This window comes from Flavobacterium hauense, from assembly GCF_054457175.1.
Window position 1 is genome coordinate 173,114 of sequence record NZ_JBTKVX010000007.1, and the last position, 11,415, is coordinate 184,528.

General features: G+C 37.6%; 9 protein-coding genes and 1 pseudogene. 6 read left to right on the top strand and 4 right to left on the bottom strand.

Going from position 1 to position 11,415, the window contains the following annotated elements:
* The first annotated feature begins 4 nt into the window (after positions 1 to 4).
* Positions 5 to 2,491 carry a PIG-L family deacetylase gene (locus ACX0HA_RS06985; protein ID WP_458844555.1) on the top strand — a complete coding sequence of 829 codons (2,487 nt, stop codon included), beginning with the start codon at positions 5 to 7 and terminating at the stop codon, positions 2,489 to 2,491.
* Positions 2,492 to 2,654: 163 nt separating this feature from the next.
* On the top strand, positions 2,655 to 4,364 hold the full coding sequence (locus ACX0HA_RS06990) for a sodium:solute symporter family protein (RefSeq protein ID WP_458844556.1): 1,710 nt from the start codon (positions 2,655 to 2,657) through the stop codon (positions 4,362 to 4,364).
* 54 nt (positions 4,365 to 4,418) lie between these two features.
* Here ACX0HA_RS06990 and ACX0HA_RS06995 read toward each other — a convergent pair whose 3' ends face one another.
* Positions 4,419 to 5,270 carry a DUF2911 domain-containing protein gene (locus tag ACX0HA_RS06995; protein WP_458844557.1) on the bottom strand — a complete coding sequence of 284 codons (852 nt, stop codon included), beginning with the start codon at positions 5,268 to 5,270 and terminating at the stop codon, positions 4,419 to 4,421.
* Positions 5,271 to 5,420: 150 nt separating this feature from the next.
* Here ACX0HA_RS06995 and ACX0HA_RS07000 point away from each other — a divergent pair, with 150 nt between their 5' ends.
* The 3 genes from ACX0HA_RS07000 (at position 5,421) to ACX0HA_RS07010 (ending at position 8,959) form a co-directional block, all read left to right on the top strand.
* Positions 5,421 to 5,882, top strand: coding sequence for an SRPBCC family protein (locus ACX0HA_RS07000; RefSeq protein ID WP_458844558.1), 462 nt, complete (start codon positions 5,421 to 5,423; stop codon positions 5,880 to 5,882).
* Positions 5,883 to 5,889: 7 nt separating this feature from the next.
* Positions 5,890 to 7,173: a cryptochrome/photolyase family protein gene (locus ACX0HA_RS07005; RefSeq protein WP_458844559.1), complete on the top strand. Its 1,284-nt coding sequence runs from the start codon at positions 5,890 to 5,892 to the stop codon at positions 7,171 to 7,173.
* Positions 7,174 to 7,261: 88 nt separating this feature from the next.
* Positions 7,262 to 8,959 (top strand): carbamoyltransferase family protein, encoded by a 1,698-nt coding sequence (locus ACX0HA_RS07010; RefSeq protein ID WP_458844560.1) that lies wholly within the window; start codon positions 7,262 to 7,264, stop codon positions 8,957 to 8,959.
* A gap of 4 nt (positions 8,960 to 8,963) precedes the next feature.
* Here the strand turns inward: ACX0HA_RS07010 and ACX0HA_RS07015 are convergent, their stop codons facing one another.
* The 3 genes from ACX0HA_RS07015 to ACX0HA_RS07025 all read right to left on the bottom strand — a co-directional run bounded on the left by ACX0HA_RS07015 (position 8,964) and on the right by ACX0HA_RS07025 (position 11,060).
* Positions 8,964 to 9,656, bottom strand: a complete 693-nt coding sequence (locus ACX0HA_RS07015; protein WP_458844561.1) for an aspartyl/asparaginyl beta-hydroxylase domain-containing protein — start codon at positions 9,654 to 9,656, stop codon at positions 8,964 to 8,966.
* Between the two features lie 83 nt (positions 9,657 to 9,739).
* Complete coding sequence (locus ACX0HA_RS07020; protein ID WP_458844562.1) at positions 9,740 to 10,402, bottom strand: HAD family hydrolase; 663 nt, start codon at positions 10,400 to 10,402, stop codon at positions 9,740 to 9,742.
* A 1-nt stretch (position 10,403) separates the two neighbouring features.
* Positions 10,404 to 11,060, bottom strand: a complete 657-nt coding sequence (locus tag ACX0HA_RS07025) for an HAD family hydrolase (protein WP_458844563.1) — start codon at positions 11,058 to 11,060, stop codon at positions 10,404 to 10,406.
* Between the two features lie 200 nt (positions 11,061 to 11,260).
* Between ACX0HA_RS07025 and ACX0HA_RS07030 the strand changes: the two are divergent.
* Positions 11,261 to 11,415 (top strand): annotated as a pseudogene (locus ACX0HA_RS07030) (RNA polymerase subunit sigma-70); the annotation flags it as partial.

The window sequence follows — 11,415 nt, forward strand, 5'->3', positions numbered from 1 at the left end:
TTCCATGCAAAAAAAACTGTTAGGTCTTTTATTATTTAGCTATGCTCTTTGCATTGCGCAGCCACACAAACCAACTTCTGCCGAAATATACAACAAGCTTGAAAAGCTAAATTTTTTAGGAACTGCTTTATACATTGCTGCACACCCTGATGATGAGAACACAAGGCTTATTTCTTACCTCGCTAACGACGTAAAAGCCAGGACAGGTTATCTTTCTTTAACCCGTGGCGATGGCGGACAAAATCTCATAGGTCTTGAACTTAGAGAACAGCTGGGTGTAATTCGTACACAAGAACTTATTGAAGCCCGTAAAATTGATGGAGGGGAGCAGTTTTTTAGCCGTGCGAATGACTTTGGATTCTCTAAAGTGCCTAATGAAACACTCCAAATATGGGATAAGGAAAAGGTATTGCAGGACATGGTATGGATTATTAGAAAGTTCCAGCCGGATATTATTGTTACCCGCTTTGACCACCGTTCACCCGGGACTACCCATGGGCATCATACATCATCTGCAATGCTTACACAAGAGGCTTATACTCTTGCTGCAGATCCTAATTATGAACCGGAACAGCTTAAATATGTTCAGTTATGGCAGCCTAAACGTGTAATGTTCAATGTTTCATGGTGGTTCTTTGGTGGTAAGGATAAATTTGAAAAAGCAGACAAGTCAAAATATATAAATCTTCAGACGGGGGATTACTACCCTACCCTTGGACTATCAAACCAGGAAATAGCAGCATTGAGCCGCAGTAAACATAAATCCCAGGGGTTTGGCACTACAGGAGTTCGCGGTGATGATATGGAGTACCTTGAACTTATTAAAGGTGATAACCTTAAAGACAAGCAGAATCTTTTTGAAGGTATAGATACTTCATGGAACCGTGTAAAAGGCGGTAAAGCTATTGGCGATGCAATGGCTGTGATAATAAAGAATTACGATTTCAAAAATCCGTCTGCATCCGTTCCTGAACTGGTAAAAGCATATACAGCTGTCTCCAAACTTGAAGACAAACATTGGAGAGAACTGAAACAGAAAGAAATAAAAGAAATAATTGCAGCATGTAGCGGCCTTTATCTGGAGGCTTATGCCGAAAGTCAGTCTGCCACACCTGGAAGCAACATTAAGATAAGGTGGGAAGCAATCAACCGCAGTAATGTGCCGATGAAACTGAAGGGAATAACTCTATTTCCTGAATCAAAAACAATAAACCAGGATACGCTACTCGCAAATAATATCAGCATTGAAAATTCTATTGATGCTGTAATACCAAAAACTGCAGCTTACACATCGCCATATTGGCTAAAGGAAAAAGGCGACAAGGGAATGTATATCGTTAATGATCTTCAAAAGATCGGGCTTCCTGATATCATCAGGGAAATGTCGGCAACATTTGCCATTAATTTTGGAGATGTTTCAATTCCTTTTGAACGTACTATTGTCTATAAATACAATGATCCTGTGGCTGGTGAAGTGTATCAGCCATTAGATATTATTCCTGCTGTAACTACCAAAATACTGAATAAAGTACAACTGTTCAAAGACAATCGCAAACAGACAACCAGTATTAAAATTAAAGCCGGGAAAGATAATTGTAAAGGCAGCCTGCGTTTAGAGTTGCCATCAGGATGGAAAGTATTACCAGCTTCAATTCCTTTTGATCTTTCAAAAAAAGGAAGTGAAACTATTGTGACATTTGAAGTAACCCCGCCTGATAGCCCATCTGAAGCTACAGCAAAGAGTATAGCAACACTTGATGGCGAAGACTATGACAGGGAACAGATTATTATAAACTATCCTCATATTTCCATTCAACAGGTTTTAATGCCTTCAATTGCTAAGTTTACTAAGGCCGATCTTAAAATAGAAGGTCATAATGTTGCTTATATTATGGGAGCCGGAGATACAGTTCCTGAAAGCTTAAAACAAATGGGTTATACTGTAATATTGCTGACTCCTGAGATGCTGACTCCTGAAACACTTAAGAGCTATGATGCAGTTGTTGTTGGCATCCGTGCATATAATGTTTTGGATAATATTGTTTTTAAACAACAGTTATTGTTTGATTATGTGGCAAATGGTGGTACAATGGTAGTACAGTATAATACAACGGGTGATTTGGTTACAAGAGATATAGCTCCATATCCATTAAGGATATCAAGAGACAGGGTAACCGAAGAAGATGCACGGGTTACGTTTTTAGACCCGAAACACAAAGTGCTTAACTACCCTAACAAAATTACAGAGAAAGATTTTACCGGCTGGGTACAGGAACAGGGGCTTTATTATCCTGATGAATGGGCTAAAGAATTTACTCCTATTTTCATATCAAATGATAAGGATGAAGAACCTAAAAAAGGAGGTTTGCTGGTAGCAAAATATGGTAAAGGATATTATATCTATACCGGGTTGAGTTTTTTCCGGGAACTGCCAGAAGGTGTCTCAGGTGCTTACAGGCTTATGGCTAATATGATCGCTATTGGCAAATAGCCGCTGCCTGTAACAAAAACGATAAAAAAGAGTCTTATACAGAACCAAAAATAAACACACATGAAAGATAATCCTTCAGGCTGGAAAAAGAATTACACGCTGGTACTTCTGCTTAATGTCATTTACATTGTGCTGTTCTATTTTATAATGCAAATTTATTAATATGCAGTTATTAGACTGGATTGTTCTTTCGGCCACGCTTTTGTTTATTGTAGCTTACGGAGCTCTTAAAACAAAAGGCAGCAAGAATGTAAACGAATATATATTAGGAAACAATGAGACTCCATGGTGGACAGTTGGTTTATCTGTAATGGCTACCCAGGCAAGCGCCATCACCTTCCTCTCTACCCCTGGGCAGGCTTATCATGACGGTATGGGCTTTGTACAGTTCTATTTTGGGCTTCCCCTGGCTATGGTGGTTATTTGTATTACCTTCATTCCAATTTACCATAAGCTAAAAGTGTATACGGCTTACGAGTATCTTGAACAGCGTTTCGATGTAAAAACACGATCGCTTGCAGCGCTTATCTTTTTAGTGCAGCGCGGGCTTGGAACCGGATTTACAATATATGCACCTGCAATTATACTATCATCGCTCTTAGGATGGAACCTGAACCTTATGAACGTGGTTATAGGGCTAATGATTATTATTTACACTATGTCCGGAGGGACAAAAGCTGTGAATATAACTCATAAGCAGCAAATGTTTGTAATTTTTACGGGGATGATTATTACATTTTTCATCATTCTTGATTATTTGCCGCAAGGGCTTGATTTTAATAATGCTTTGCATATTGCCGGAGCAAATGAAAAACTCAACATTCTTGATTTTTCATTTGACCCTGAAAAAAGATATACGATATGGAGTGGTATAGCCGGAGGTTTCTTTTTGGCACTTGCCTACTTTGGTACCGATCAGTCACAGGTACAGCGCTATCTGTCAGGGAAATCTATTCGTGAAAGTCAGATGGGGCTCATCATGAATGGCCTTTTAAAGGTTCCCATGCAGTTTTTTATATTGCTTATTGGGGTTATGGTGTTTGTATTCTTTCAGTTTCATTCTTCACCGTTGCATTTTAATCCAAACAATACGAAGATTATAGAAAACTCCCAGTATAAAGGTCAGTATCATAATCTTGAAAAACAGCTGGATAATCTTGCTGAAGAAAAGAAAGAGATAAGTATGCTATATGTAGAGCAGCTAAGTCAGGATTATGACAACAAGGAGCTACATAACAAAATGATTGCTTTGAACAGCCGTGAAAAGGATCTTCGTGATCAGGCCAAAGAGCTTATTCATAACGTAGATAAAAAGGCCGAGACAAATGATAAGGATTATGTGTTCTTATATTTTATCCTCAATTTCCTTCCCAAAGGTTTAATCGGGCTTTTGCTGGCAGTGATTATATCAGCGGCCATGTCATCATCGGCATCTGGGCTTAATGCGCTGGCTTCTACAACTACCATTGATATTTACAAACGTCATGTGAAAGGTGAAAAATCGGAAAAGCATTTTGTAGATTCAACAAGACTTTTTACGCTTATCTGGGGGATTATAGCCATACTGTTTGCCTGTATGGGCTCTTTGTTCGATAACCTTATACAAATGGTAAATATTATTGGTTCAATCTTCTATGGAACAGTATTGGGAATCTTCCTCGTGGCGTTTTACATTAAATACATAAAGGCAGAAGCTATTTTCTGGAGTGCAGTAGTAACACAAACACTGGTAATAGTTATCTATAAAATGGATGTACTCAGCTATCTTTGGCTCAACGTGATTGGTGCAGCACTTACAATTTTTATAGCACTGATACTGCAAATGTTCTTTAAGAACAAACTACCTTCAAACGTACAGGAAATTGTAAAATAAAAAACGGGCTGCCCAATTCAGGCAGCCCGCTCTTAATCATAGCAATGCGCTATTTTATTTTTTGCTCCATTCCTGGATAGAATCTTTATTCATCTTAACGTAATCATTATTTTTAGCTTTTTCAGAAGCTGCTAATGATAATTGCGCTGTTTCGATCGCGCCTTTCTTGTCGCCCATTTTAGCTTGTATAAGCGATTTTTGTCTTAGGATATAGAAAGGAGGCTCCTGACCAAATTTAGAGATTGACTGGTTGATCCATGCTAATGCTTTAGACTGGTCTCCATTAGACTGATAATAGTATTGTGCTGCTGAAAACAGGTCATTAGCAGATGGCCCGCTCATAGCTGTTTCTATGCTTTTCATTGCTGTAGCTTTAGTCGGTACTTCAAACTTTACAGCAACCATTGTTTTTTCCCATGCGATTTCAAGGAAACCAAAATCACTGTCAAGATTGTTAACACCAATTGTAAATGTCTCTACATTACGGCTTAGGAATTCAGGTTTTACCGATGTTCTTAAAGCTTCTTTTGAATCATCATATTTTTCAGGTAACCCCCAGTTATTGGTGTCATCATAAAAAATAACATCCCATGCGTCTGCTTTAGGCTGCGTAAATAAAGCATAGCTACCTGCTTTAAGTGTTTTTCCGCCAATAACAACGTCATTACTAAAAGTGATTATGGTATTTGCGTTTGCACCAGTTCTCCACATTCTTCCAAAAGGTACAAGTTCACCATATACCGCTCTTCCTTTAGCACTTGGACGGGAATAATCGATCTTAACATTTGTTAATCCTACAGTTTGCTCTATAAGTGCTTTCGGGCTCGCCTGAGGCGTAGTAATCTGAGCAGAACCATTTACCATAAATGCCAGCACAAATGCCGCGGTTATGAATATTTTTTTCATAAATTTTATTGTGATTTATTTAATAGTTTATTATTGCGAAATTAATCATTAATGTCCGTACGTTTGTTAAAAAATATTAAAAATAAAGGAAAGCCTGTCGTTTATAGAAGCCGCGATTTGTATCTTTATTTTTGTAAAGCTTTCTAAAATATGCTGTATTCTGTACATAGAACACAAAAGTTCCCCGTCCCTTTAGAGCAAGTGTGGGATTTTATATCTAATCCCAAAAACCTTGCCGTTATTACTCCTCCCACTATGGGGTTTAAAACTTTATCCGGTGATGACCGCCAAATGTTTGCCGGGCAAATCATCAATTACACTATAACGCCACTTTTTGGTTTTAAGCTTCAGTGGGTTACAGAAATTACACATGTTTCTGGTAAAAGTTATTTTGTTGATGAACAACGATACGGACCTTATTCTTTTTGGCATCATAAGCATTTCCTGAAAGAAATTCTCGGAGGTGTAGAAATGGAAGACATCGTACACTATAAGCTACCTATGGGGATTTTAGGCAGGATTGCACACCCCTTTTTAGTTAAACCAAAGCTTCAAGAAATATTCGATTATCGTGAAAAGAAAATGGCCGAGATTTTCGGTGAAATGAAATAAGTAAGAAATGATACTATTTTGGTTCAGGCGTGACCTGCGTTTGGAAGACAACAGAGGGCTTTTTGAAGCCCTGGATAATAATGATAATGTGCTTCCAATATTTATTTTTGATAAAAACATACTCAACGAATTACCTGAAGATGATGCCAGGATAACTTTTATACATAATCTGCTTGAAAGTATAAATACTGAACTCAGTAAACATAAAAAGTCTCTTGCAGTCTTTTTTGATGAGCCTAAGCAAGTCTTTAAAAAGCTTATAAAAGAGAATAAGATATCAGCTGTTTATACCAATCATGATTATGAACCTTACGCCCAGAAAAGAGATAAAGAAATACATCACTTATTAAGCAGTAATTATATTGATTTTAAATCTTTTAAGGATCAAGTAGTTTTTGAAAAAAACGAAGTGGTAAAAGAAGATAATACAGCTTATGTTGTATATACTCCTTATATGAAAAAATGGAAAGAGCATTTAAAAAAAGTACCGCTTAAAGGATATCCATCAGAAAAATTGTTATCAAATATTGCAGCCCACTCCTACCCTTTTTTAAGTCTGGAAGATATTGGATTTACTGCATCTGATATAAAACCCAAAGCTCCGGATGTTTCAGAAGCTGTCATTACCCATTATAAAGAAACCAGGGATTTTCCTGCACTCGATGGTACATCGCATTTAAGTCCTTATTTACGTTTTGGAGCTGTTAGTGTTCGAGAAATGATTGAAAAAGCATCAGAAAACAATAAAGATACCTTTCTGAACGAATTGATCTGGCGGGAGTTTTTCATGCAGATATTATGGCATTTTCCTGATACGGTTACTAAAAGCTTCAGGCCTAAGTATGATAACATAAAATGGCGCAATGACGAAACTGAGTTTAAAGCATGGTGCGAAGGAGTAACCGGCTATCCTATTGTTGATGCCGGAATGCGGGAACTGAATGCTACAGGGAATATGCACAATCGTGTTCGAATGGTTGTGGCAAGTTTTTTATGCAAACATTTATTGATTGACTGGCGTTGGGGTGAAGCCTATTTTGCTGAAAAACTGTTAGATTATGAACAGTCAAGTAACATAGGTAACTGGCAGTGGGCAGCAGGGAGCGGTGTAGATGCAGCGCCTTATTTCAGGATTTTTAACCCTACAGAACAAACTAAAAAATTTGACAAGGATTTAAAATACATAAGAAAATGGGTGCCTGAATTTGAAAGCATGCAATACAGACCCATTGTTGATCATAAAGAGGCTCGTGAAAGGGCACTGAAAGTGTATAAAGAAGCTGTAAAATAAACATCACAACGAATGAAATTTAATAATTATCTTACATATATTTTGTTTATTTATATTTACTAGTACAACAAACCAGTTAAGATAATTAATGAAATCACCGATATATATACTAGGAACAGGACTTTCTCACAACGGCTCAGCTGTTTTATTAAAAGATGGCCGTGTTTGTGTAGGCATCGAAAAAGAAAGGTTAAGCCGTATAAAGCATGATGGAGGTAATGATACATTAGCGATTCAATATTGTCTTGATGCAGAAGGGATTGAATTGAAAGATGTTACACTCGTTGTACAATGCGCTAATTTTGATATCCCTGAACGTGAACGATTTGGTGGAAAACGAATCTTTGCAGGTACTACCGAACCTAAACTCGTTACTATTTCACATCATTTGGCACATGCCTACAGTGCAGTTGGAACATCTCCATTCGAGGAATGTGCAGTTATGGTTATTGATGGCTGCGGAAGCCCGTTAAACCAGTTCCTTGAAATGCATCCGGAACAGAGAAAATACATCCCCGAGTTTGCTTTGGATGAAATTCAGATGGTTAGTGAAAAGGATAGTTTTTACCATTTTGATGGAAAAAAAATGACTCCGTTGGTTAAAGATTTCAGCAACATGGCATCATCCGGAAGTTCGGTTTTTGAACTTCCTACTACTTTACATTCCATAGGAGGTTTTTATGCTGTAATCAGTAAGTATGTCTTTGGTGATATGGATGATGTTGGTAAGCTGATGGGGCTTGCTCCATTCGGCACATTGGGGTTGTTTGATCATGAGGTTTTTGAATTCATAGACGGAAGGCTTTTTGTCACGGAAGACTGGAAACAGGAATTTACAAATCCGTCACAGGGATATGCTTATTTTAAAGAACATTTTGATTATTATGCCAATGTAGCACGTTGGGCTCAGGACCAGGTTGAAAAAGCAGTTATGGCTTGCATAAAGAATCGTTTAGAACAGTTCCCACATGATAATTTATGTTATAGCGGAGGTGTCGCTTTAAATGCTGTAGCCAATGCAAAGCTATCAGATAGCGGGATTGTAAAGAATATTTATTTTGAACCCGCTGCGAGCGATAATGGACTTGCTCTTGGATGTGCTTTTTATGGTTGGATCGAATACCTGAAGATGCCAAAAAAACAGCATAATGGAAGTACGTGCTTTGGAAGACAATATACAACTGAAGATATTGACACCGCATTTAAAAAGAAAGAATTCGCTAACTATACTCCACGAATAGTTGAAGATGAAGATGAGCTGCTTCGATACTGTGCAAAGCAATTGGCTAAAGGAAAAACAATTGGCTGGTTTCAGTCAGGATCAGAGTTTGGACCTCGATCGCTGGGCAGGAGAAGCATTCTCGCTCACCCCGGCATAGCAGGCATGAAAGACCATATTAACAGGGATATTAAATTCAGGGAAGATTTTCGTCCTTTTGCCCCGGCAGTATTAAAAGAAAAAGTAGGAGACTATTTTCAAGCAGGGCGAAATAGCCCATACATGATTTTAGTCGACCAAACGCGAACTGAATACATAGAAGTGCTTAGCAATGTTACCCATAAAAATGGTTCAGCACGTGTGCAGACAGTAGAGAAAGACTGGAATCCGAGATTTAATAACTTGCTGGAAGAATTTTACAAACAAAGCGGCATTGCTGTTTTGCTGAATACAAGCCTTAACAAGAAAGGCATGCCTATTGTTGAAACACCTGAAGAGGCAATAAACTTGTTTGAGATAACAGCTTTAGATGTATTGGTTATTGAGAATTATATACTGGAAAAATAGCCTTTTATCCTTTTAGGCTATTGATTAATGCCTCTGCAGCAGGAGAACCCATTCTGGCCAGTTCGGCAATCATAAGCTTTTTTTGTTCTTCACTTACTACAGGTTCAGGTTTAAGAAACTGCTCGGGTAAGGCTTCTTTGTAAAACATTTCATCAGACCATTCATTTCTGAGTCCATCAATAACAAGATGAATACGATCTTCACTCCCTTTATTGGCAACAGAATGTATAAAGTTAGCATCAATGTACCAGCATTCACCTTCATTCATCAGTAGCCTGTTGCCATCCAGAATAAATTCGACTCCGCTGTTGGTAACTATAGGGATATGAAGCCTAAATGCCCCATCTTCATATCCAAGGCAATGGTCACTATGAGGTTTTATCTCTGCTCCTACAGCTAATTGCAATAACCTAACGGCTGTTTTTTCAAATAAAAAACTGTCCAGCACTTCTTGAAAATAGCTGCAGGATTCTAAAATTTCGGTAGGTACGAGTTTTTCATCATCTGTTGGCAGGGCATAAATAGCATCCGATCTGCCATTTTTAGACATTAACGCAACAGATGTCCATTTGCCGGAGTAATCATTTGCATTATAATGAGCGATCCAATCTTTATTGATGATTTTCTTCAGATCATCCTGTAGTTTTTCTACATCAAAAACAATTGGGAATTTTATTGAGCGTACCAATGTATCCATGTCAATATGTCTTTCAGGTTGAATATGAATAGGTTGTTACATCAAATATAGCATTTTTACAAATGGCTAAAGCAGTAAGATCATTAATTGCCTTTTATATCTTTTATTGTAGTATAGCTCAACTGATTAAAATCGGTAATAACCATATCGGCCAATGAGGTATCCTGCCCCATTGTTTGGCCGCTATTATACCCTATGCAGAAAACACCTGCGGCTTTTGCAGCTTTAATGCCATTGGTACTGTCTTCAATTATTATGCATTCTTCCTTTGAGAATCCTGATTTAGCTACAGCTTCAAGAAAAATGGCAGGATTGGGTTTTGATTCTTCAAAATCTTCACCGCTAATTGCATGGTCGAAATACTGGTGTAATCCAAAACGGGTAAATACTTTCTCTATTTTCCTGTTAGATGCCGAAGAGGCCAGCAATAATTTTATACCGTTGTTATAAAGATCGACGATAAGATCTTTGACTCCCGGAAGCATCGCAAGGTCTTCGGCGGTATCAAAAGCATTGAAATAATAGTTGTATTTTTCGTCAAGCAATTCTTTATGTGTCAGTTCTATAGGATAAAGATCCTTTAGTTTCTGAACAATCATCTTATCCGAATTGCCAATAAAAGTACCGTAAATATCGTCAGGAACAGTAATGTTTAGTGATTTATACAGTTCCTGGTTTGCACGATAGCCAATAGGTTCGGTATTAACCACTACCCCATCCATATCAAATATTACGGCCTTTATCATTTTAATTAAGGGATTTAACTCTTTCTGCGTTCAGGTCTCTAAAATGATTTACAACCATGTCAGCTTCGGCAAGTTCCTGAAGACGTGAGTTTTCACTGATATACCCCACACAGTAAATACCGGCAGCTTTGGCTGCTTTAATACCGTTTGTACTGTCTTCAATTACAATACATTCCTCTTTTGGAGCTACTGATAATGAAGCTGCGTGTTCAAAAATGGCCGGGTGAGGTTTTGATTTTGGAAAATCTTCACCACTCACTATATGTGTAAAATACTGGTGTAGCCCAAAACGTTTAAATACACGTTCAATTGTTACTTTTGAAGCAGATGATGCCAGGATAAGCTGAATGCCATTAGCATGAAGGTCAACAATAAGTTCACGGACACCAGGCAAGAGGTCAAGGTCTTCCTTTTCGTCAAAGGCATCATTGAAAAGAGAACGTTTTTTTTGTACAAGATCTTCTACTTCTTCCAGTATCTCAAAAGTTTCTTTTAGTCTTTGGTAAACATTTTTTGTTGAGTTGCCTGTAAATGAAGCATACATTTCTTCTGTAACATCAATGTTCAAATGTTTAAAATGTTGATGATAGGCATAATGATGTACGGGCTCAGTATCAACAATCACCCCATCCATATCAAATATTACTGTATTTATCATATCGTGTTTTAAAGCTGCAAAAGTACAACATACATATTAAAAAAAATAAAACTAATTTATAAGATGCTGTCAATTCAGGTTAGTAATCACCAGTGAGTTGAGATTTAAGTTCGTGTTAAACGTTTGTGATAAAAATATATTGTTGTGGTTTATTAAACCTTTTACCTTATTTTTAGTCCAACTATTAAAAGATTTTAAACTTGCAGGACGAGAAGGCCTTTATAGCTTTATTGCTAGACCAAAAAACGCAGGATACTGCGTTCAGGAAGCTCGTATCTGAATACAGCAGACCTCTTTATAACCATATAAGAAACATCGTGATTGATCATGATGATACTGATGACGTACTCCAGAA

What these genes read in the sequence shown, in the direction of transcription:
- ACX0HA_RS06985 (WP_458844555.1), top strand. Translation starts at nt 5, where the DNA reads ATGCAAAAAAAACTGTTAGGTCTTTTATTATTTAGCTATGCTCTTTGC.
- ACX0HA_RS06990 (WP_458844556.1), top strand. Translation starts at nt 2,655, where the DNA reads ATGCAGTTATTAGACTGGATTGTTCTTTCGGCCACGCTTTTGTTTATT.
- ACX0HA_RS06995 (WP_458844557.1), bottom strand. Translation starts at nt 5,270, where the DNA reads ATGAAAAAAATATTCATAACCGCGGCATTTGTGCTGGCATTTATGGTA.
- ACX0HA_RS07000 (WP_458844558.1), top strand. Translation starts at nt 5,421, where the DNA reads ATGCTGTATTCTGTACATAGAACACAAAAGTTCCCCGTCCCTTTAGAG.
- ACX0HA_RS07005 (WP_458844559.1), top strand. Translation starts at nt 5,890, where the DNA reads ATGATACTATTTTGGTTCAGGCGTGACCTGCGTTTGGAAGACAACAGA.
- ACX0HA_RS07010 (WP_458844560.1), top strand. Translation starts at nt 7,262, where the DNA reads ATGAAATCACCGATATATATACTAGGAACAGGACTTTCTCACAACGGC.
- ACX0HA_RS07015 (WP_458844561.1), bottom strand. Translation starts at nt 9,656, where the DNA reads ATGGATACATTGGTACGCTCAATAAAATTCCCAATTGTTTTTGATGTA.
- ACX0HA_RS07020 (WP_458844562.1), bottom strand. Translation starts at nt 10,402, where the DNA reads ATGATAAAGGCCGTAATATTTGATATGGATGGGGTAGTGGTTAATACC.
- ACX0HA_RS07025 (WP_458844563.1), bottom strand. Translation starts at nt 11,060, where the DNA reads ATGATAAATACAGTAATATTTGATATGGATGGGGTGATTGTTGATACT.